The following is a 20,275-nucleotide window of genomic DNA, read 5'->3' as shown; positions in this document are numbered from 1 at the left end:
AGCTGGACGTGCAGCGTTATGTCATGCGTTACAACAACCGTCGCCCCCACAGCTACAACGGCTACCGTTCGCCTGTAGCTGCGGAGCGAGCGGCTGCTTGAAAACCTAAACGGGTGTCCAGAATTACTTGACCAGTTCAAGTCAGCCCCTTGAATGCACGCGCTCCGACTAAATGCACGCGGTCCCTGAGTGGGACCGGCTTCAGCCGGGAAGAGGCCGGTGTGAGCGCCGTTATTCTTGCGGTGTGACGACCGACGCCTTCCCGGCTAAAGCCGGTCCCACTGAATGCACGCAGCCTGTCAGCCCATTGAATGCGCGCGCTCCAACTCAATGCACGCAGCCTGTCAGCCCCTTGAATGCACGCGGTCCAACTAAATGCATGCGGTCCCTTAGTGGGACCGGCTTCAGCCGGGAAGAGGCCGGGGTGAGCACCGTTATTCTTGCGGTGTGACGACCGACGCTTTCCCGGCTAAAGCCGGTCCCACTGAATGCACGCGGCCTGTCAGTCCCATTGAAGGCACGCGGTCCTACTGGAGTGCCCTCGGCTGTTAGGGATGCCCGTTCTCCCAGCCCCCGCCCAATGCCAGGAACAGGTCGATCTGTCCCATCGCCACCTGGGTGTTGGCCGCCGCCAGTTGGGCGGTAATGTCGGTGTAGGTGCGGGTCGCCTGCAGGTCGGCGAGGAACGATTCACGGCCGGCGAGGAAGAACCGGTGGGTCTGCTCCGCCGCCTGTCGCGCCGACTCCTCGGTTTCTACCAAAGCATCACGGCGCTGCAACAGCGAGGTGTATTGCGACAGACCGGTCTGGGCTTCGCGGATGGCGTTGAGGACCACACCGTCAAAACGCGCCAGCGCCACCTGGTTCGACGCTTCGGCGATGTGAATCCGCGCACGGGCGCCATTGGACGGGATGGTCCAATTGATCACGCCGCCAAAGCCCCAGCGGTTGGTCGACGGGTCGCCCAGTTCATCGAGAATGCCGACCGTGCCCACCGTCGCGCCGATGCTGATGTCCGGGTACAACTCGCCGGTGGCCACGCCAATGGCGGCGGTGGACATCGCCAAGCGGCGTTCTGCCTGACGCACATCGGGACGGCGCTTGAGCAGCGCGGCGCCATCGCCCACCGGCATCACCTGAGCGATGTGCGGCAGTTCGGCGCATTCGGCGACCCCTTGGGGCAATTGATTGAGCGGGCGGGCGAGCAGCATTGACAGGCGATACAGCGCCGCCTTTTGCGCCGCTTCGTAACGCGGCAGATCGGCACGCAACGAGCGGAACTGGGTTTGCGAACGCGTCACCTGGGTCTCATCGCCGCGGCCGGCGTCGCGCAGGCGCTGGGTCAGGTTCAGGCTCTGCTTCTGAAGATCCAGAGAGTGCAGGGCGATGTTGCGTTCTTCGTTGGCGGCACACACCTGGGTGTACGCGCGGACCACATCGGCGACCAGGGTGATGCGTGCCGTGTCGGCAGCGGCCTGGGTCGCGTCGGCGTTGGCCTGGGCCGCTTCGATGCCCCGCTGCAGCACGCCGAACAGGTCGAACTGGTACGAGGTGGTCAGGCCGACATCGCCCACGTTGGCAACCGGCACTTTTTCCGGCAGCAAGTAGGCTTGCCCGGCTTCTTGCAAACGCTGCGCCCCGGCCTTGGCCGTGCCGCTCCAGCCGCCCGCTGCGTCCGCCTCGCTCATCTGGAAGCGCGCCCGTTGCAGGTTCGCCGCGGCGACGCGCAGGTCGGTGCTCGACACCAGCGCCTGCCCCACCAGTTGGTCGAGTTTCGGGTCGTGGTACAGGCGCCACCAGTCAGCCGGCACCGGCGCCGACACCACATTGGTCGACGAACCCGCCAGCTCGCCCTGCAAATCGGGGCGATTGACGGCCGCTTCATCAGGCAGTTTGTAATCCGGGCCAACCACGGTGCAAGCCGACAGCAGCAAGCCCAAGCCTACGGTCAGCAGGCGTGCGCGGTGTGTCATTTTGGCGCTCCCTGTTGGGCCGATTGATCATCGCGCTGAGCGCGGGAGCCATCGGTGACCCCAGCGTCGTCGATGATCGACACGGTAGCCGTCCGCCCGGCGATCATGCGGAAGTCCGCCGGCACTTCATCGAAGGCAATCCGCACCGGAATCCGCTGGGCCAGACGCACCCAGCTGAACGCCGGGTTGACGTTGGGCAGCAGGTTAGAGCCGCTGCTGCGGTCGCGGTCTTCGATGGCCGCGACAATGCTCACCACATGGCCGCGCAGGCGGGCGTTGTCGCCGATCACGCGGATGTCCACTGCGGAGCCGATGTGAATCCCGTCCAGCTTGGTCTCTTCGAAGTAGCCGTCGATGTGGAACGAGTTGCTGTCCACCACCGACAGCACGGGGTGCCCGGCGCTGACGAATTCGCGGTCCCGAGGCGCGCGGTCGTTGAGGTAGCCGTCCACCGGGCTGCGGATCACCGAGCGGTCCAGGTTCAGCTGCGCCGAATCGACCGCCACTTGTGCTTCGTTCAGCGCTGACAGGGCGCGGGCCTCTTTGGACTGGCTTTCTTCCAGCTGCTCGCGGGCAACCAGGTTGCCGAGGCTGCGGTTACGCCGGTTCTCGCGCTGTGCCTGCTCCCAGGTTTCCTTGCGTTCGGCTACGGTGGCCTGGGCCTGGCGCAAGGCCAGGCGGAAGCGGTCCTGATCGATGGTGAACAGCAACTGGCCTTTTTTGACCAACTGGTTGTCGCTGACAGCGACCTTCTCGATCAGGCCCGACACGTCGGGGGCGATCTGGATAACGTCCGCACGGATGTGCCCGTCGCGGGTCCAGGGCGCGTACATGTAATACATCACCATGCGCCAGACGACGATCGCGGCGAGGGTGACGACCAGCAAAGTCAGGACCACACGGCCCAGCGTCAAAAGAGGTTTTTTCATTTCATCAGGTATCGACTTAGGGTATCCACGACGCCGAGCAGCAGAGCGTATAGACCGACGTTGAACAAAGCCCGGTGCCAGACCAGGCGGTAGAAGCGGGCGCGCGTCAACACGGCGTGCACCACCAGAAAAATCAGGTAAGCGATCCCCATCAGCACCAGAAAGGTCGGTAGGAAAATCCCGCTGATGTCCACATCACCGATCATGACGGTGCTCCATCAATGCCATAGGGCGGTTGTTCTTCCTGCTCGGCGAGCACGTCGACGATCTCCACGCCCGGCAGCAGCGCCAGGCGCAAGCCACTGAGCGCGTGGAGCAGGCTCATGCGTGCGTCGTCATCGCCGCTGTCGTTGAAGGTCAGGGCGCGTCGGGCGCGGTCCATGGTCATCAACAGACCTTTGGGTGCCGGCAAACGCTCCCGCGCATTGAGGCAGGCCCGGAAGTGCGCGCCGACTTCGGCCGTGACCTGGCGCAGCAGTTGCCGTGGCGCCGGCGCGACCCGCGGCATGTACGCCAGCAAATCCAGCATGTTCAGGGCGACGCGCACTTCGCGCAGCGCAATGGTGGAGTCTTGGCCCGTGAGCGCCAGTCTCGGCAAATGCTGCATCAGACGGTCAAGCATGCGCACGCCCATTTGCCGGTGCTCGGCCAGCGTGGCGTCTTCGCTGAGGGAGACGATGTCGTGCCAGCTGAAACGGGTAATGCGCCTGGCCGCGACTTCGGTGCCGAACGGCCGCACGATCAGCGTCCAGACGAAGGCGAACGCCAGACCCGCCGGCCCCGCCAGGTTGGAATTGACGAAATTGACGAAGTCGGCGTCGTAGGCGCTTTGAATGCTGATAAACGACGAGGTGTTGACGATGGTCAGCAGCGTGCCGAGGTAGAACTTCGGCTGCACCGTCAGCGTGCCCACACAGATGAACGGCACCGAAAACGCCAGCACCAGCATCGGGAAATCGTGCAGGTTGGGCAGCACCACAAACAGGTACAGGCTGGCGAAGATCACCGACATCATGGTCCAGAAAAAGAACCGGTAAATCTGCGGCGCCGGGTCGTCCATGGCTGCAAAGAAGCTGCATGACACCGCCGCCAGCGCCACCGCACTCGCACCGTCCTGCCAGCCCAGCAAAATCCACAGCGTCGAGGCGACGATAATCGCGCTGACCGAGGTCGCCACCGAATACAGCATCATCCCGCGATCGAGAAACGGTGACAGGCGCCCCAGCCGCCAGTGTCGATACACCGCACGCCACGCCGAGTGGTCATCGGTTGCGATGGCGTGCTGCAGGCTGCGGCAGTCCTGCCACAGGTCGATCCATTCGCGCAGCCGGTACAGTGCGTTCGACAGCAGCAGTTGCCGGCGATCGTCGACCTGCGCCGGCGTCGGTTGCAGGCGGTCGAGCTCGGTGTGCAAAGCCTTCCAGTACTTGATGGGCGCCCCGTCGGCGGTCTGCTCGACCCAGTCGCGGCATTCGATCAACAGCGGCGCGAGGTCGGCGACGTGCTCGGGCGAACGCCGCTCCAGTGCCCACAGCGCATCGTCCAGGGCATCGATGACCGGCAGCAGATGGATCATCCGCCCGCGCAGCTCTTTGGCGTTGCGCACGGTCTGGCGGTGGGCGCCTTCATGGGGCAACTGGCCGATCATCAGCTCCAGGCTGTTGAACGTGCCGACCATGGCCGTGCGCAGGCCACCGACGGCTTCCGGCGTGGCGCTGCGGGAAAGGAACAGGTCGCTGTAGGCCGACGCGTCCTTGAACCACTTGCCCATGGCATCGACCAGCACCGGCGCCAGCCGACGCGGCCAGAACATTGCGCCGACCACGGCGGCGCAGACGATGCCCAGGAAGATCTCCTCGGTACGCGAGACGGCGATGTCAAACACCGCCTGCGGGTTGTCCACGACGGGAAAGGAAATGAGCGGCATGGTGTAGCCGGCCAGCATCAGCGCGTAGCTGTTGGCTGTGCGCAAATGCAGGGACAGGAAAAGCAGGGTGCCCGTCCATAGCGCAATGACCACCGCGAGCAAGAACGGCGTTTGCACGAACATCGGCACCAGCACCACCGACGCGGCGGCACCGAGCAACGTGCCGGCTGCGCGGTACAGCGCTTTGGAACTGGTGGGCGCCACGAACGGGCTTGAGACGATGTAGACCGTCGCCATCGCCCAGTACGGGCGCGGCAGCTCCATCATCAGCGCGATGTACAGCGCCAGCATCGAGGCCGCGAAGGTGCGCACGCCGTAAAACCAGTCGCGGCCCGGTGGCACACTGTCGAAGAAGCCTTTGAACAGGCCGTTCAAGAGGATCCCTCCGGCGCCATCGGCGTCGCCAGTGCGATGGCGTTGAAGACGCGCATCGTCGCTTCCAGATCGGCAGGGTCGACCTGGGCAAAGATGTCCCGGCGCAGGCGGATCAGCTCTTCCTCGATGGAGTTGGCCAACGCGCGGCCTTCGCCGGTCAGGCTCAGCGCTTTGGCGCGGCGGTCGGTGGGGTCTTCGGTGCGCTGGACCAGGCCGGCTTTGCACAGTTGATCGAGCAAGCGCACCAGAGAAGGACTCTCCAGCCCGCAGGCCTGGGCCACCGTCACCTGACGCACGCCTTCACCCAGGCGCGCGATCATCAGCAGGGGGCCGGCGCAGGCTTCGCTCACGCCGACGTTCATCAGTGTGGTCTGGCACACGCGACGCCACTGCCGTGAGGCTGCGACGACGCCGCCGGTGATGCGCATTTGCAGGGTGTCAGGATTCATGATGAGGCCATTGAAGCGGTGCGGGTTTTGGTTAGGAGCTGAATGATTAGTCGCTACATTATTAGGTTGCTAACTAATAATATCCTGAAACATATTCTCGTCAAATGGAATCTTTCAGAAGAGACCACACAGATAGATGGACAGGGGCGAGCCGACTCATGAGTACCGACAAATGGCATATGGCTGGTGCTGCGCACGGCTCTTATGGCCGCCCGACCCGTGGTCGAGAGGTTTTTTTCGCTACCGCTTGTCGGGCATTTCCTAATGCGCTGAACTATTTTTCTGAGCGCCGTCTAAGCGCCCTCCAAAAAAATGGCGCCAAATAAATAGCCTTGAAGCCGTGATTTCCGCTGGCTGGGCAAATCCTGCTGGCACCACGCCACTTTCCTTCGATGATGGCGCACTAGTGGCATTTGCCACTTTCATCAGCGGCTCGGCGGTTTCTTGACTCCGGGGACGACTAAAGATCAAACGGTTCAGCCGATAGCTAAGACGACGGGAACGGCAGTCACAGGCCTGTTCCAGACACCTTCTTTGCTGTGCGCTTTGCGCACCATGAGTGCACCATGATCGATCTCGCCATCTGGAATCTTTCTGTACCGGTCGGTATCCCGGCCGCCACCATCGACACACCTAAATTGGTGGGCGGTTACCAGGATGGTTACTTCCGTTCAGGGGACACTTTGTTCTTCTGGGCGCCGGTCACCGGGTCAAGGACTGACAACGCGATCTATCCCCGTACCGAATTGCGTGAAACCTACGCCAACGGTGCGGTGCATAACTGGGTCTACTCCCAGGCCGACAATTTCCTTCGCGCGGCGCTGACCGTGGACCAAGTGCCATCGACGGGCAAGATCGTCATCGGCCAGATCCACTGCTATGGCAGCACCGAGCCGCTGATCAAGCTGGAATATCAGTACAAGGAAAAAACCAAGACCGGCAACATCGTCGTCAAGTTTCGCCTGACGCCGACGTCCGAGCCCGAGGTCATTCAGGTGGCAACGGGCGTGCTGCTCAAGGAACGCTTCACCTACACCATCCACCTGACTGCCGCTGGCAACCTCACGGTCAACGCCCACGAAATGCAATGGGGCGCCAAGCTCGACCCATCGTGGAACGGACGTCAGCTGTACTTCAAGGCGGGCGTGTACACCCAGGACAACACCGGCTACGCCACCGAAGGCGGGGCGGCGACGTTCTACAAACTGCAGGCGACCCACGACAAGAAGGCGTGAGATTTCGGGCGTAGCTCTGTAGCTCTGTAGCTCTGTAGCTCTGTAGCTCTGTAGCTCTGTAGGAATGTGGGTCTTGGATCGCTCAGCGCGGCGTGCGAACACTCTGTAGGAGCCGACTTGCTGGCGAACGCGATGTGTCATCAGAAATGTGCGTGACGGGTCCACCGCATTCGCTGCCGTCGTGATCTCCGACGTCTCCTACAGGTTATGGGGCGTTCTTGAGAGCCGCTGCCGCTCAAGAACCTGGAAACACCAACGCGAAACAGATCCGCCCCGGCGCAGGCTGGTTAACCGCCACTTCGCCGCCATGCAGTTGCATGATCGCGGCGACAATGGCCAGGCCCAGGCCATTGGAGTCGGAACTCTCATGGCGTGAGGCGTCACCGCGGTAGAAGCGGTCAAACAGTTTGCCCAGGGTGGCCTCGTCCAGCGTCGGGCCCTGATTCTCCACCTCGATGCGGCAATGCCTGGCGCTTTCAACAACACGAATATCGATGACGCTGCCTTCGTCGGCGTAGCGAATCGCGTTCGCCACCAGATTGCTCAGTGCTCTGCGCAGCAACAGCGGATCGGCCTCGATTCGTGCGTCGCCTTCGGTATGCAGGGCGATTTCACGTTCCTCCGCCAACCCTTCGAAATAACCCGCGACCCGCTGCACCTCGTCCGCCAGATCCAGACGCTGGCGATTGAGCGCGGCTTGCGCTTCGTCGGCGCGCGCCAGAAACAGAATGCTTTCGACCATCCGCGAGATGCGTTCCAGCTCCTCCAGATTCGACGCCAGCAGGGCCTGGTATTCGTCTTCGGTGCGCGGTTGCCGCAGCGCCACCTGACAATGCCCCATCAGCGAGCCCACCGGCGTACGGATTTCATGGGCCAGGTCGGCGGAAAACTGCGTCAAGCGCTGATAACCATCGGCGAGCCGGTCGAGCATCGCGTTGTACGCCTCACCCAACTGCTGCAGCTCAACCGGCGTGTCGCGGTTGTCCATGCGGCTGTCCAGTTGCGCCGGAGTGATGGCCGCGGCATGCCGGGCCATTCTGCGCAGCGGCCGCAGACCCCGGCGCAGCAACACATAACCCAGCAGTGCCGTGAGGATGAACGCCAGTGCCACGGCGAACAGAATGCGATTGCGGAAACCTGCCAGCGTGGCCATTTCCTTGACCTCGATGTGTGCTGCCGTCAAGTGCACGGTCTTGCCGCCCGACACCGCCTCGACCGTGGCGGCGCGCATCGGTACGCCGGAATCGAGCATGCCGCTGCGCATGTCGGTCACGCTCAGGGGCATGTTTGCGGCCACTACCGGCATTTGCGGCAGCGCGGCGTGCAGGGGATTGACGCTGATCACCGCAGGCTTGCCCGGCTCGGCAATGATGAAAATATCGTCTTCGCTGTCGAGCATGTTTTCGAACAGCTGCGGGCTGCTTTGCAGCGTGGTGAGGGTCAGGTCGTATTGCAGCAGTTTGCGAAAGTGATCCAGGCGCGCCAGTACCGCATGGTCGCTGCGGGTCATGACCGCGCCCTTCATGGTCCCGTAGAGGTACATGCCGGCGCTGGCGACCGCGAGCATGGCCACTACCGAGAACGCCAGGGTCGCGCGCAGGGTCAGGGATGGCGGACGTCGGGCTCGCATGGCCGCACCTCGCAGACATAACCGATGCCGCGCACGGTGTGGATGAGTTTGATCGGGTAGGGCGTGTCGACCTTGCTGCGCAAGCGCTTGATGGCGACGTCGACGACGTTGGTGTCGCTGTCGAAATTCATGTCCCAGACTTCCGAGGCGATCTGCGCCCTCGACAGAACGTCGCCCTCACGGCGCAGAAACAGATGCAGCAGCGCGAATTCCTTGTTGGTCAGGGTGATGACCTGTTGCTGGCGCGTGACACGACGGCGCAGCAGGTCCAGTTCCAGATCGGCCAGATGAAAATGATCGGCCTCGCGCACCACGCCGCGACGCAGGACGGTGCGGATGCGCAGCAGCAGCTCGGTGAAGGAAAACGGTTTGACCAGGTAATCGTCGGCGCCCAGTTCGAGGCCACGAATGCGGTCCTGCAACTGGTCGCGGGCGGTGAGAAACAGCACCGGCACATCTTGTTTGGCGCGCAGGATTTCGATGATCTGCCAGCCGTCGATGCCCGGCAGCATGACGTCAAGCACCAGCAAGTCGTAACGATGCTCAAGGGCCATGTGCAGGCCGTCGGTGCCGTGTTGGGTCCAGTCGACGTTGTACCCGGACTCGGTGAGGCCCTTCTTCAGGTACTCGCCGGTCTTGGTGTCGTCTTCGATAAGCAGAATGTGCATCGTCGGTCAGGCTCGCTTCACGTCATTGGCAGCGTCGCCGACGTGGGGTATCGGATCGGGGCATCAGGTTGGGGCAGATGAGGCATGCGCAGCTGCAGGCCTTGCTGGATGTGGAGTGTAACCAAGGGATGCTGCCGGGTCGGTTACATTTTTGTCATTGATCGGCGCTGGGCGAGCCAGCCGGTTGAATGACAAAAATGTAATCGGGCGGTCATTGTCGGGTGCCGGTTGGGGGTACAGGATGGCGGTCATGCAACACCTGACGCTCCGCTTCACCTTTCCCTCACTGCCCCAAGGAATCCTACCGATGAAGATGAAGACAGCCCTGTCCACCACGTTCGGCATGCTGATGCTCAGCGCCGCCGTCATGGCTTCCGCCGCCGGCATGGCCGCCGGTGACATGCCTGTGGTCAAGCCACTGCGCGGGACGGTCGACAGCGTCGACAGCAACACCCTGAATTTCACCACCCGCTCCGGCGCCCATCAGAGCATCGGCCTGACCGACAAAACCGGGATCCGCCTGGTCTCGAAAACCGACGTCGAGTCGATCAAATCGGACAGCTTCATCGGTTCCGCCGCGATCCCACAGGCCGATGGCACGCTGAAAGCGCTGGAAGTCACTGTGTTCGAGCCGAGCCTGAAAGGCAGCGGCGAAGGCCACTACGGCTGGGAAAACGCTGACGGCACCACCGGCACCATGACCAACGGCACCGTCGGCAAGCTGAGCAAGGCCAACGGCCGCACGCTGAGCGTCGGCTACAAAGGTGGCGAGAAGCAGTTGGTGGTGCCTGAAGACGTACCGATTGCCTACGTGCAGTCGGGCAAGGTCGGTGACTTGGCCAAAGGCGCCAAAGTCGTCGTGTTCCCGGGCGAAGACGGCAAGACCGCTCGCGGTGTAGCGGTCGGCAAAGACGGCTTCCAGCCGCCGATGTAAGCGGGTTGCGGCGCCTGTCGGCGCCGCTTTCTCCGAATCCGTGTTGAGTTTCGCACCATGAAAAAAACCAGAATTCATTCTTGGCCCATCCGCCTGACCCACTGGATCAATGCCTTCGGCATGGTCTGCATGTTCATGAGCGGGTGGGCCATTTATAACGCGTCGCCGCTGTTCGGCTTTTCCTTCCCCCGGGATTTCACCGTGGGCGGCTGGCTGGGTGGCGCACTGGCGTGGCATTTCGCCGTGATGTGGCTGTTGGTCATCAACGGCCTGACCTACGCGCTGTATGGCCTGTTCAGTCGGCACTTCAAGCGCGATTTTTTGCCGGTGACGCCTCAGGCGGTCAAGCGCGACATGCTCGACGCCCTGCGCTTTCGCCTCAAGCACGAGAAGGGCGTGTACAACGCCGTTCAGCGCCTGATGTATTGGCTGGTGCTGGCCGCAGGCGTGTTGATCGTGTTGACCGGACTGGCGATCTGGAAGCCGATTCAGCTGCAGGAACTGACCGCCGTGTTCGGCGGATACGACTTCGCCCGGTATGTGCATTTTGCAGCGATGGCGTTCATTGGCGCGTTCGTGGTGGTCCACCTGGCTCTGGTGTTGATGGTGCCGAAAACCTTGTTGCCGATGATCACTGGCGGCACGCGTGGAACTGAGAGCGGGAAGGTCGAGCATGATTGAGCCTAAAAAACGCGCCATTGCGCGCATCAAGCTGGAGCCGGCCCAGCAGATTCAGCTGGAGAGCCTGCAGCGTCGGCACTTCCTGAAAGGTGGGCTGACCGTGGGCGCGATGGCGATGCTCACCGGTTGTAATCTGCAGGACGGCGATCAGGTGGACAAGGTGCTGTGGAGCATGTCGCGCTGGAACGATCGGGTTCAGGCCTGGCTGTTCAGCGGGCAGAAGCTGGCGCCGACGTTCAGCAAGGCGCAGGTGCGCAATCCGTTTCCGTTCAATGCGTTTTATGGCGAGGATGACATTCCCGAGCTGGATACGGCGGACTGGAAGTTGGGTGTGTCGGGGCTGGTACGCGACAAGGCGCCGTGGACGCTGGAGGGCCTGCGAAAGTTGCCGCAGCGCAGTGACATCACGCGGCTGATTTGCGTGGAGGGCTGGAGCGCGATCGGGCAGTGGGGCGGTGTGCCGTTGCGCACGTTCCTTGAGCATGTGGGGGCGGACACGACGGCGAAGTTTGTCGGTTTCAAGTGTGCGGACCGGTATTACTCGAGTCTGGATATGCCGACGGCGTTGCATCCGCAGACGTTGCTGGCGCTGGATTTTGCCGAGGTGGCGTTGCCGCCGGAGTATGGCTATCCATTGCGGGTGAGGGTGCCGACGAAGTTGGGGTTCAAGAATCCCAAGCATATTGTTGAGATTGTGGTGAGTAACGAGAATCCTGGGGGGTATTGGGAGGATCAGGGGTATAACTGGTTTAGCGGGATCTGATTCCGCGCTTCTTTAGGATCAAGATCAAGATCAAGATCAAGATCAAGAGCGTCTGCCTGGGGGCAGACCGTTTCGCCTTCGGCGAGTTACTTGGAAAAGCACCCCAAGTAACCAAGGGTGCTTGCTCTCGGTTGGGCCCCTCGTTCCTCGGGGTTCCTTCACTCCGGTCCCGCTCCGTGGGCCCGCTGCCATCCGCCATCCATGGCGGGGGGCAGCTCTCGCGGCATCCATGCCGCTCGGCCCACGGAGCGGGACCTGCGTTCAGCCTGCACCCAAGTCGCGATTTGTGGTGTCTGGGCTACCGCGTAGAAGATCAAAGGCGAAAGCAGCAGAAGCAGAAGCAGAAGCTTCTCGGCTGAAGCCGGAATCGTGGTAGCGCCAGCAGGGCATGCTCACGTCCTAAACTTGATACTTTGAAGTGCTCACTAACAGTTTTCGATTATTTGCGGCTCACCCGGACCACGCCATACTATTTTTCGATACGGTCCGGTTAACAGTTTATTGTCTCTCAGGTATTCAAACACATCGGCAGGACACCAATCTGGACCACCTGAAAAGCAGACTCCCTGATCTCGTAACCTTTCGAAAATTTGTATTTTTATGCTTTGGTTTGGAGTGGTTAAAGAAAATGTTCTCTTGTCTCTACCCGGCACTGAGACAAAATCTAGCCCTGCGAGTAATTCAAGCACGCTGTCATCTATAACCCTCACCACTATTTTGGATAGCGCTCCTTCCGAAACATAGGCTTTAGTCATGCCTGTCGCAGAGCTCATTTCAGAATTCCTGTAGTTATGGTTCTAGCTTTTATCGAAGGCGGGCGGGTTTGTCCAAGATGATTGTATATAGGTCAGCCCCCTTGAAGGCCCCTTGAACCTCGGCTCCCGGAACTCGCCTCGTCCCGGCTGAAGCCGGTCCCACAGAAATCACGCGATCTCAGTAGGACCGGCTTCAGCCGGGAAGCCCTTGATGTCGCCTTGATCTGCCCTTTATCTCCCTTGATGTGCTTTTGATCTTCATACGCAAAAGGCTCAAACACCGCCAAACGCGACTTGGGTGCAGGCTGAACGCAGGTCTTGTGGAGTGGGCCGAGCCGCATGGATGCGGCGAGAGCGCCGTCAGGGAATGGATGCCCGTTCGGCGCGTGCCCACGGAGCGGGACCGGAGTGAAGGAACCCCGAGGAACGAGGGGCCAAACCGAGAGCAGGCACTTTTGGTTACTTTTAGTTGGTCCGGCTCCCGGCTTTTTAAAAGTAACTCGCCGAAGGCGAAACGATCTGCCGTTAGGCAGATGCCCTTGATCTGGCTTCAAATCTAAAAAAGAAAAAGCCCGCCTGCCGATCTCTCAGCAAGCGGGCTCTTGAGTACCTGACGAATCAGTTCAAACCCAATTTCCCGCGCATCTGCGACAGATCTTCAGCCAATGTATTGACCGGACCTGCCAGCGCCTTGCGGTCCTGCTCCTTCACCTTGTCGTACGTCTCGTAGCCACCGTCCTTGGTCTTGTACTTCGCCAGGATCTTGTCCACGGTCGCGAAGTTCTTCTCGACCTTCGCCACGAACGCCTTGTCCGACTGCTCCAGCTGCGGCTTGAACAGATCAACGATCTTCTTCGAACCGTCAACGTTGCCCTGGAAGTCATACAGGTCAGTGTGGCTGTAACGGTCTTCCTCGCCCGACAGCTTGGTCGCCGCGACTTCTTCCATCAGGGCCGCAGCACCGCCCACCACTTTCTCTGGCGGGAACGTCATGTCCGCGATGCGCGATTGCAGCTCTTTCACGTCAGCCAGCAACTTGTCAGCAAAGACCGCCTGGTCTTTGGTGGAGTTCTGCGAGAACAGCGCGTACTCCAGACGATGGAAACCGGTGAAGTCATCCGCTTTTACACCGTGCTCGTGATCGTCTTCACGGGAGTCGATCGAGGCGTCCAGGTCGCTGAACAGCTCGGCAATCGGCTCGATGGACTCATACGACAAGCGAGTGGTCGGGAACAGTTTCTTGGCCGTCGCCAGGTCGCCTTTTTTGATCGCGTCGGTGAACTTCTGGGTGTCTGCGGCCAGCGTGTCGACGTTTTCAGTCACGTAGATTTTGTAATCCGAAACAGGCGTGACCAGGTCCAGCGGCGCGGTGGCGGCGAAGGCGGACATCGATGTTTGCAACACGCCAAAGGTAAGCAACAACGCGAGAGGCGACTTTTTCATAGAGCTCTTCCTGTGAGGTAAGGGTTGTCAGGCAGTTTTTGTTGTAGGGGCAGAGGCGGTCAGCAGGGACCGGCCAATGAAATCGTTGTTGTCGACCACGCCTGGCAGGGTGAAGAAATAACCGCCGCCAATGGGCTTGAGGTATTCCTCCAGCGGCTCGCCGTTGAGGCGTGTCTGCACCGTGATGAAGCCTTTCTCGAGATCCGCCTGATAGCAGATGAACAGCAGGCCCATGTCCAGCTGGCCGTTCTTGTTCACGCCGTTCGAGTAGTTGAACGGGCGACGCAGGATCAGGTTGCGCTGGGTTTCCGCGGTGCGCGGGTTGGCCAGGCGGATGTGCGCATCGAGCTTCGTGATCTTGCCTTCCGGGTCTTTGTGGAAATCCGGAACATCGGTTTCAGCCTTGCCGTCCATGGGTGCGCCGGTGGTCTTGACCCGGCCGAAGATGGCTTCCTGTTCCTGCAAAGGTGTGCGGTCCCAGCGTTCGACGAAGTTGCGGATGATGCGCACGGCCTGGTAGCTGCCGTTGGCGGCCCAGGCCGGTTCGTCGCTGCCCGGTTGCACCCAGACCAGCTCGTTCATGGTCTTCTGGTTGTTCGAATCGGGGTTGGCCGAGCCGTCGCGGAAACCCAGGAAGTTGCGTGCGCTTTCCGGGGGCTGGCCCGGTTTCAGCGGGGCTTGGGCGGGCACGGTGCCTTCCTGTTTCCAGCGCACCAGGAGCAGGTCCGGCAGGTTTTTCACGATGTCGCGCAGGGCGTGAATGTTGCTGTCCGGGGCGTTCGAGCAGAACTGAATGCTCAAGTCGCCGTGGCAGCAATCGGCCTCCAGCGCGTCATTGGGAAAGCCGACCATGCGCTGCAAACGCTTGGGCTTGACCTGCTCCAGACCAAAGCGGTCGTCGAACAGCGAGTCACCCACCGACACGGTGATGGTGAGGTTATCCGGTGTGACCACCGGGCCCAGGATGCCGGAATCCAGTGGCGGCAGTTTCGGGTCGACCTGGGGTACGGGGCCGCCGGTCATGAGAAACGCAATGCGCTCGTTCAGCGTGCGGAACAGGCGTTCGAGGTCTTCGCGGTCCTGGGCGAGCACGTCGAAGGACACCATCATGCCGGCGGTAGGGCGCGGGTTGACGATGCCGCTCTGATGCAAGCCGTGGAACGCGTTGTGGTCCTGGGTCTTGTCGCTTTTCGGCGCTTCGGTGACCTGCGCCGGCGCTGGCGCTGTGGCGGCGAAGGCGTTGCCGGTCAGGCTTGCACCCGCCACCGCTGCGCCCGCGGCACCAAGGCCCAGCAGGACGCGGCGACGATCCGTGGAGAGGGGCGCGTTTTTTGAATCGGAGTCTTTCATGGGAATGCTGTCTTCGCTCTGGTTTCAGGGCCGGGCGGGGGCATCGGGCACCCGCCTGGGCACGCTCACAGGCCTGAGAGGCCGAGGGCCGGATCGATTCCATCGAGTGCATCGGCCAGTGCCTTGGCCTTGTCTGCTATTTGTTGTCGTTGTTCGGTGCTGACTTGCTCGTACGACTTAAAGCCGTCGGCGGTCTTGAGCATCAGCAACTGGTCGTCCAGCGCGGTGCTCGCGGTGTCGATCTTTTTCAGGACGTCGCCAGACGCCTTGGCCAGCAGAGGACGCAGCAGGTCGATGACCTTGCGCGTGCCTTCCAGGTTGGCGGCAAAGCCGTTCACGTCGAGGTGGCTGTAGCGTTCTTCTTCGCCGTTGCTGCGGACCTCGGCGATGCTGCGCATGTTGCGCACGACCATGCTCGCCAGTTGCTCCGGCGCAATGCTCTGGGCCAGCAGTTGTTGTTTCAGGCTGGCCAGATCGGTTTGCAGTTTCTGCACGACAGGCGCCAGGCCTTCGACGGACTTCTGCGAGAACAGGACGAACTCGATGCGGTGGAAGCCGCTGAAGCCCGGGTCCTGCTCGCGTTTTTCGTAGTAATCGGCGCGGGCGTTGATCGCGTTGTCCAGCTCGGACAGACGCTGGGCGGCCGGGGCGATGCGTTGATAGGCGGCGCGCGCCGGGGCATAGGCCTGCTGTGCCTGGGCCAGATCACCGCTCTCGATCGCTTGCTGCAGATCGTTCACGGCGCGGATCAGCGCACTGCTGCGGGTGCTCAGGTAGACGCGGTATTCAGACAGCGGGCCGATGAAGGCAACCATCGACGGACGCGCCTTGGCAGCAGCATCCGACTCGGCGGTCGGGGTCACGTGCAGGGTGCCGCGCGGGTTGCTCAAGAGGCCACAGGTGATGGCGTAGTCGCCCGGCTGCAGGTTGGCGTTGATGATTTGGCTCAGGCCCGGAACGATGTTTTCGCGTTCTTCAACCACCAGCACGCCGTCGAGGATTTCCCACTCCACGGCGCGATCCGAGGCGTTAACGATGCGGAAGGCGTTCTTGCCGGCGGGCACGGTGATCGCATTCGGCTCGCAGCTTTTGGCGTTGATCGTCACGACGGTTTCATTGCCGCTGTTGGCGATGCGCTTTTTCTGCGCGGCCTGGGAGGCGAAATAGAACAGGGCGCCTGCGGCGATCATTAGAACCACCGAGCCCGCAACGGCGAACTGCAGGGCGCGAGGGGGCTTGGCTTTCTTCGGAGGAAGGCCGTTGGCAGTGGAGTTCATGAGTGCCCTTATTTGTTCGTAACTGAATTCGTAACGGAAGAAGTGTGACCGTGTTCATGGGCCGGACGGGTGGGCAGACTCACCACCCGCGCCTGCGGCTTGAAGAACAGGAACAGCGCAAAAACCAGGTACGCCAGGTACGCCACCAGCACACTGACGGTCGGCGCATCCTGATAACCGAACATGCCGGCCAGCACCGAACCGGTCGGGCCGTCCATCGGCAGGATGGCGCTGATGTCGAAGACCACGTCCTGAAAGTGGTTCCAGACCCCGGCTTCGTGTAGCGAACGCACAGAGTTGGCCAGAATGCCCGCCGCGACGACGAGGATGAACAGGCCGGTGTAGCGGAAGAACTTGCTCAGGTTCAGGCGCATGCTGCCTTGATAGATCGCCACGCCGATGCACACCGCGATGATCAGGCCGAACAGCGCACCCAGCGGACCGGACACGCCTTCGCTCTGCTGAAACACGGCGAGCAGAAAGAACACGGTTTCGAGGCTTTCGCGGGCGACGGCGAAGAACACCATGCCGATCAGTGCGTAAGTCTGGTTTCTTGACCCGGCGAGGGCCGCGTCCAGGGACTGGTGCAGGTCATGTTTGACCGAACGCGCGACTTTGCGCATCCACACCACCATGGAACTGAGGATCACCACGGCGACGAGGCCCACGATTCCTTCGAACAGCTCCTGCTGCTTTTGCGGGAACTCGGCGCTCACCATCTCCAGACCACCGCCGACGAACAAAGCAAGGGCGACGGCCAGAAACACGCCGATCCATACCGCGGGCATCCACTCGCCACGGCCGGTTTGTCTCAGGTAACTGGCAATGATGCCAACGATAAGCGCGGCTTCAATCCCTTCGCGCAGCATGATCAAAAAAGGAACGAGCATTTATCACCGGTGCAGATCTGGTAGGGTGTGCGACGTGAATGCGTCAGGTAGCCATTCGCATTCAGCCATTGTGTAACATAATGATACTCATTATTGACTACGCGCACTGATTTTTTTGCAAAACCCTCGATCTTGTGCAGGTGTTCAGCTGGGGTTCAGGCAATCGGCCCCTAACGGTATGACGGGGACAAGGCGCTCTTCATTGTCTCGACAAACCGCTGCGCTGCCGGGCTCAGCTCAGACCCGGCTCGGGTGATCAGGCCAATCTCCCGAGACACCCTTGGATGCTCGACCCGCACTTGCGTCAAATCGCCGCGGCCATCGTCGGCCGATTCCGGTAACAGTGTCACCCCCAGGCCCTGCCGCACCAGCGCCATGACCGTCGACATGTAGTTCGCTTCCAGTCCGGGCGTCAGCGCCAGTCCTTCTTCGGCAAACAATTGCTCGACCCGCTCGCGCACGCTGCTGTCGCGGCCGGTGAGAATGATCGGCTGTCCAGCCAACGCCTGCAGCGTGACCGTACGTTTGCGTGCCAGCGGATGATCGGCAGGAACGAACAGACTCAGCCGGTCGACCATCACCACCTCGAACGCCAGCCCATGGCCCATGCGGGCACGCACGCCCAATCCGAAATCCACTTCGCCCTCGCGCACCAGCGCATCAATCCGCTGCGCGACCACGTCACGCAAGCGCACTTCAACGCCGGGAAATCGCTCGCGGAAGGTTTTTAGCATCGGTGGCAGCGTTCCCGAGCACAGAGAGGGCAGGGCGGCGATGGTCACCACCCCCCTGCGCAGCGCCGCGAGGTCCCGCGAGCCGCTGACAATGTTGTCCAGGTCCAGCAGCAGTTTCTCCATGGGCCCGCGATTGTTCTGGCCCGCCGCCGTCAGGGCGACCTGACGCGGGCCGCGTTCGAGCAGCGCAACGCCAAGCCATTCTTCCAGTTGCTGGATTTGTACGGTCAGGGCGGACGGCGACAGGTTCAACTCCAGCGCCGCCTTGGCGAAGCTGCCTGTGCGGGCGACGGCCAGGAAGGCGCGGATGTGCTGGATCGAGTTCTTCATGGCGTGGTTTTCCACATCTTCATCACGGGGGATGATTCGGTTTTTCCGAAGGCAGGGCGCTGAACATTTCAATTTACAAAGCTTACCCCCGTTTCGATACTCGCTGAAAACAACAACAGTTCATCCCGCCGCGCGCCGGTCAGGGACGACGAAGGATCAAACCATGCTCGCCATCCTCGGTGTCATTACCATCCTCTGCCTGCTCGCCGCCGTCATGAGCAAGCGCCTTTCGCCCCTGGTCGCCCTGATTGCCTTGCCCATCCTCGCCGCGCTGATCGGCGGATTCGGTCTGCAAACCAGTGGCTTCATCATCACCGGTATCAAGAACGTCGCCCCCGTTGTGGGCATGTTCGTGTTCGCCATTCTGTTCTTCGGGGTCATGACCGATGCCGGAATGCTCGACCCGATCATCGACCGCATCCTGCGCACGGTGGGCACGCGTCCTACGCGAATCGTCGTCGGCACAGCGCTGCTGGCCTTGCTGGTGCACCTCGACGGTTCCGGCGCGGTGACCTTTCTGGTCACCATCCCGGCCATGCTGCCGCTGTACACCCGGCTGGGCATCGATCGACGGATTCTGGCCTGCGTCGCGGCGATGGCGGCCGGGGTGAATTTCCTGCCGTGGACCGGGCCGGTGCTGCGCTCCTCTGCGGCGCTGCACGTGCCGGTGTCCGAGCTGTTCCAGCCGCTCATCCCGGTGCAGATCGTCGGGCTGGCGTTTGTTTTCTTCTGCGCCTGGATGCTCGGGCGTCGTGAGGAAAAGCGCCTGGGGCTTGGCCGCTTCCAAACCACGGCGCAGAACATCGATGTGGTGCCGCAACGGGTGCTGACCGACCAGGAAGCAGTGCTGCGCCGACCGCGCCTGTTCTGGCTCAACCTGGTCCTGACCGTCGTGGTCATGGCAGTGATGATTGCCGGCTGGGTGGACCCGGTGGTGATGTTCATGGTCGGCACGGTGCTGGCGCTGTGCATCAATTACCCCAACGTCGACGCTCAACGCGCGCGCATCGATGCCCACGCCAAGACGGCCCTGACCATGGCCAGCATTCTTCTCGCCGCCGGGGTGTTCACCGGCATCATGCAAGGCACCGGCATGCTCAAGGCCATGGCCGAAGTGGCGGTGGCGCAGATCCCGGCCGGCCACGGCAAGCTGATTCCGATGGTGGTGGGTTTCCTGTCGATGCCGCTGAGTTTGTTGTTCGATCCCGATTCCTTCTATTTCGGCGTGATGCCGGTGATCGCCGAAGTCGGCCGCTCGCTGGGCGTCGATCCGCTGCAAGTGGCGCAGGCCTCGTTGCTGGGCGTGCACACCACTGGCTTTCCGGTCAGTCCGCTGACGCCGGCGACGTTCCTGTTGGTCGGGCTGTGCAAGGTTGAGCTGGCCGACCATCAGCGTTTCACCATCCCGTTTCTGTTTGGCGCATCGGTGCTGATGACCCTCACCGCCCTGCTGCTGGGAGTGTTTTGAATGAAGACATTACGCATTGGCGCGGGCGCCGGTTATTCCGGTGATCGCATTGAACCGGCGGTCGAACTGGCCGAGAAGGGCGAGCTCGATTACCTGGTGTTCGAGTGCCTGGCCGAGCGCACCATTGCTCTGGCGCAACAGGCGCGGCTCAGCGACCCCGAAGCAGGTTTCGACCCGCTGTTGAGCGAGCGCATGCGTCGCGTGCTGCCGTTCGTGGGGCAGGCGCGCGGGACCGGTCAACGGCGGCTGCGGTTGATCAGCAACATGGGCGCGGCCAATCCGCTGGCGGCCGCGCGGGAAGTGCGGCGTATCGCTGTTGAGTTGGGTGTGCAGGGGCTGAAAGTCGCGGCGGTGACCGGCGATGATGTGCTAGCGGTGTTGAACGCAAACCCTGAGCTGCGGCTGGACAACGGTGAAACCGTGGGTTCGCTGGGCGACCGGCTGATTTCCGCGAATGCGTATCT

The 20,275-nt window shown here is 61.8% G+C and carries 19 protein-coding genes; 6 read left to right on the top strand and 13 right to left on the bottom strand.

The window, feature by feature from the left end; translation table 11 throughout:
- Positions 1–548 precede the first annotated feature (548 nt).
- The 5 genes from VF672_RS16360 to VF672_RS16340 are packed head-to-tail and all read right to left on the bottom strand — an operon-like array spanning position 549 to position 5,653.
- Positions 549–1,973 (bottom strand): TolC family protein, encoded by a 1,425-nt coding sequence (locus tag VF672_RS16360; RefSeq protein ID WP_331105609.1) that lies wholly within the window; start codon positions 1,971–1,973, stop codon positions 549–551.
- Positions 1,970–2,902, bottom strand: coding sequence for an HlyD family secretion protein (locus VF672_RS16355; RefSeq protein WP_331105608.1), 933 nt, complete (start codon positions 2,900–2,902; stop codon positions 1,970–1,972). The genes VF672_RS16360 and VF672_RS16355 overlap by 4 nt, the downstream gene beginning before the upstream one ends.
- Complete coding sequence (locus VF672_RS16350; RefSeq protein ID WP_065988670.1) at positions 2,899–3,108, bottom strand: DUF1656 domain-containing protein; 210 nt, start codon at positions 3,106–3,108, stop codon at positions 2,899–2,901. Before VF672_RS16350 ends, VF672_RS16355 begins: the two co-directional genes overlap by 4 nt.
- Entirely contained in the window at positions 3,105–5,195 is a 2,091-nt protein-coding gene (locus VF672_RS16345) for an FUSC family protein (protein WP_331105611.1), read from the bottom strand. The genes VF672_RS16350 and VF672_RS16345 overlap by 4 nt, the downstream gene beginning before the upstream one ends.
- Positions 5,196–5,200: 5 nt before the next feature.
- Positions 5,201–5,653, bottom strand: coding sequence for a MarR family winged helix-turn-helix transcriptional regulator (locus VF672_RS16340; protein WP_331105607.1), 453 nt, complete (start codon positions 5,651–5,653; stop codon positions 5,201–5,203).
- Positions 5,654–6,219: 566 nt separating this feature from the next.
- Here VF672_RS16340 and VF672_RS16335 point away from each other — a divergent pair.
- Positions 6,220–6,888 (top strand): polysaccharide lyase family 7 protein, encoded by a 669-nt coding sequence (locus VF672_RS16335; protein ID WP_331105606.1) that lies wholly within the window; start codon positions 6,220–6,222, stop codon positions 6,886–6,888.
- 235 nt (positions 6,889–7,123) lie between these two features.
- Here the strand turns inward: VF672_RS16335 and VF672_RS16330 are convergent, their stop codons facing one another.
- On the bottom strand, positions 7,124–8,518 hold the full coding sequence (locus tag VF672_RS16330) for a heavy metal sensor histidine kinase (RefSeq protein ID WP_331105605.1): 1,395 nt from the start codon (positions 8,516–8,518) through the stop codon (positions 7,124–7,126).
- On the bottom strand, positions 8,491–9,186 hold the full coding sequence (locus VF672_RS16325) for a heavy metal response regulator transcription factor (protein WP_331105604.1): 696 nt from the start codon (positions 9,184–9,186) through the stop codon (positions 8,491–8,493). The genes VF672_RS16330 and VF672_RS16325 overlap by 28 nt, the downstream gene beginning before the upstream one ends.
- Before the next feature lie 313 nt (positions 9,187–9,499).
- Here VF672_RS16325 and VF672_RS16320 point away from each other — a divergent pair, with 313 nt between their 5' ends.
- The 3 genes from VF672_RS16320 to VF672_RS16310 are packed head-to-tail and all read left to right on the top strand — an operon-like array spanning position 9,500 to position 11,564.
- A complete protein-coding gene (locus tag VF672_RS16320) occupies positions 9,500–10,120 on the top strand; it encodes a hypothetical protein (RefSeq protein ID WP_331105610.1) in 621 nt (206 codons plus the stop codon).
- Positions 10,121–10,177: 57 nt separating this feature from the next.
- Entirely contained in the window at positions 10,178–10,801 is a 624-nt protein-coding gene (locus VF672_RS16315; RefSeq protein WP_331105603.1) for a cytochrome b/b6 domain-containing protein, read from the top strand.
- Entirely contained in the window at positions 10,794–11,564 is a 771-nt protein-coding gene (locus VF672_RS16310; RefSeq protein ID WP_331105602.1) for a molybdopterin-dependent oxidoreductase, read from the top strand. Before VF672_RS16315 ends, VF672_RS16310 begins: the two co-directional genes overlap by 8 nt.
- Before the next feature lie 425 nt (positions 11,565–11,989).
- On the opposite strand, the gene VF672_RS16305 is transcribed toward VF672_RS16310, so the two are convergent.
- The 6 genes from VF672_RS16305 to VF672_RS16280 form a co-directional block, all read right to left on the bottom strand.
- Positions 11,990–12,337 carry a hypothetical protein gene (locus VF672_RS16305; RefSeq protein WP_331105601.1) on the bottom strand — a complete coding sequence of 116 codons (348 nt, stop codon included), beginning with the start codon at positions 12,335–12,337 and terminating at the stop codon, positions 11,990–11,992.
- Positions 12,338–12,937: 600 nt separating this feature from the next.
- The gene (efeO, locus tag VF672_RS16300; protein WP_331105600.1) at positions 12,938–13,762 is read right to left on the bottom strand and encodes an iron uptake system protein EfeO; all 825 of its coding nucleotides are present in this window, start codon (positions 13,760–13,762) and stop codon (positions 12,938–12,940) included.
- Positions 13,763–13,789: 27 nt separating this feature from the next.
- Entirely contained in the window at positions 13,790–15,112 is a 1,323-nt protein-coding gene (gene efeB / locus VF672_RS16295; protein WP_331105599.1) for an iron uptake transporter deferrochelatase/peroxidase subunit, read from the bottom strand.
- 65 nt (positions 15,113–15,177) lie between these two features.
- The gene (efeO, locus tag VF672_RS16290) at positions 15,178–16,389 is read right to left on the bottom strand and encodes an iron uptake system protein EfeO (protein ID WP_331105598.1); all 1,212 of its coding nucleotides are present in this window, start codon (positions 16,387–16,389) and stop codon (positions 15,178–15,180) included.
- 8 nt (positions 16,390–16,397) lie between these two features.
- Positions 16,398–17,279 (bottom strand): iron uptake transporter permease EfeU, encoded by an 882-nt coding sequence (gene efeU / locus VF672_RS16285; RefSeq protein ID WP_331105597.1) that lies wholly within the window; start codon positions 17,277–17,279, stop codon positions 16,398–16,400.
- A 170-nt stretch (positions 17,280–17,449) separates the two neighbouring features.
- Positions 17,450–18,343 carry a LysR family transcriptional regulator gene (locus tag VF672_RS16280; RefSeq protein WP_331105596.1) on the bottom strand — a complete coding sequence of 298 codons (894 nt, stop codon included), beginning with the start codon at positions 18,341–18,343 and terminating at the stop codon, positions 17,450–17,452.
- Between VF672_RS16280 and VF672_RS16275 the strand changes: the two genes are divergently transcribed.
- Together VF672_RS16275 and VF672_RS16270 are read left to right on the top strand one after the other, a co-directional pair.
- On the top strand, positions 18,321–19,811 hold the full coding sequence (locus VF672_RS16275) for a citrate:proton symporter (RefSeq protein WP_331105595.1): 1,491 nt from the start codon (positions 18,321–18,323) through the stop codon (positions 19,809–19,811). The two genes, VF672_RS16280 and VF672_RS16275, sit on opposite strands and share 23 nt — an antisense overlap.
- Positions 19,812–20,275, top strand: a 464-nt coding sequence (locus VF672_RS16270) for an acyclic terpene utilization AtuA family protein (protein WP_331105594.1), incomplete at its 3' end; no start/stop codon positions are given. It lies immediately after the preceding gene.

The organism is Pseudomonas sp., from assembly GCF_036387035.1.
GTDB lineage: Bacteria > Pseudomonadota > Gammaproteobacteria > Pseudomonadales > Pseudomonadaceae > Aquipseudomonas.
Note: the sequence above shows the minus strand (reverse complement) of the source record. Positions and strands in the feature narration are given on the sequence as shown.

Excerpts from the sequence above, each read along its gene's own strand:
- VF672_RS16310 (WP_331105602.1), top strand. The coding sequence starts at position 10,794 with ATGATTGAGCCTAAAAAACGCGCCATTGCGCGCATCAAGCTGGAGCCG.
- VF672_RS16350 (WP_065988670.1), bottom strand. The coding sequence starts at position 3,108 with ATGATCGGTGATGTGGACATCAGCGGGATTTTCCTACCGACCTTTCTG.
- VF672_RS16330 (WP_331105605.1), bottom strand. The coding sequence starts at position 8,518 with ATGCGAGCCCGACGTCCGCCATCCCTGACCCTGCGCGCGACCCTGGCG.
- VF672_RS16355 (WP_331105608.1), bottom strand. The coding sequence starts at position 2,902 with ATGAAAAAACCTCTTTTGACGCTGGGCCGTGTGGTCCTGACTTTGCTG.
- VF672_RS16360 (WP_331105609.1), bottom strand. The coding sequence starts at position 1,973 with ATGACACACCGCGCACGCCTGCTGACCGTAGGCTTGGGCTTGCTGCTG.
- VF672_RS16325 (WP_331105604.1), bottom strand. The coding sequence starts at position 9,186 with ATGCACATTCTGCTTATCGAAGACGACACCAAGACCGGCGAGTACCTG.
- VF672_RS16340 (WP_331105607.1), bottom strand. The coding sequence starts at position 5,653 with ATGAATCCTGACACCCTGCAAATGCGCATCACCGGCGGCGTCGTCGCA.
- VF672_RS16305 (WP_331105601.1), bottom strand. The coding sequence starts at position 12,337 with ATGAGCTCTGCGACAGGCATGACTAAAGCCTATGTTTCGGAAGGAGCG.
- efeO (WP_331105600.1), bottom strand. The coding sequence starts at position 13,762 with ATGAAAAAGTCGCCTCTCGCGTTGTTGCTTACCTTTGGCGTGTTGCAA.
- efeB (WP_331105599.1), bottom strand. The coding sequence starts at position 15,112 with ATGAAAGACTCCGATTCAAAAAACGCGCCCCTCTCCACGGATCGTCGC.
- VF672_RS16280 (WP_331105596.1), bottom strand. The coding sequence starts at position 18,343 with ATGAAGAACTCGATCCAGCACATCCGCGCCTTCCTGGCCGTCGCCCGC.
- VF672_RS16315 (WP_331105603.1), top strand. The coding sequence starts at position 10,178 with ATGAAAAAAACCAGAATTCATTCTTGGCCCATCCGCCTGACCCACTGG.
- VF672_RS16320 (WP_331105610.1), top strand. The coding sequence starts at position 9,500 with ATGAAGACAGCCCTGTCCACCACGTTCGGCATGCTGATGCTCAGCGCC.
- efeU (WP_331105597.1), bottom strand. The coding sequence starts at position 17,279 with ATGCTCGTTCCTTTTTTGATCATGCTGCGCGAAGGGATTGAAGCCGCG.
- VF672_RS16275 (WP_331105595.1), top strand. The coding sequence starts at position 18,321 with ATGTGCTGGATCGAGTTCTTCATGGCGTGGTTTTCCACATCTTCATCA.
- VF672_RS16335 (WP_331105606.1), top strand. The coding sequence starts at position 6,220 with ATGATCGATCTCGCCATCTGGAATCTTTCTGTACCGGTCGGTATCCCG.
- efeO (WP_331105598.1), bottom strand. The coding sequence starts at position 16,389 with ATGAACTCCACTGCCAACGGCCTTCCTCCGAAGAAAGCCAAGCCCCCT.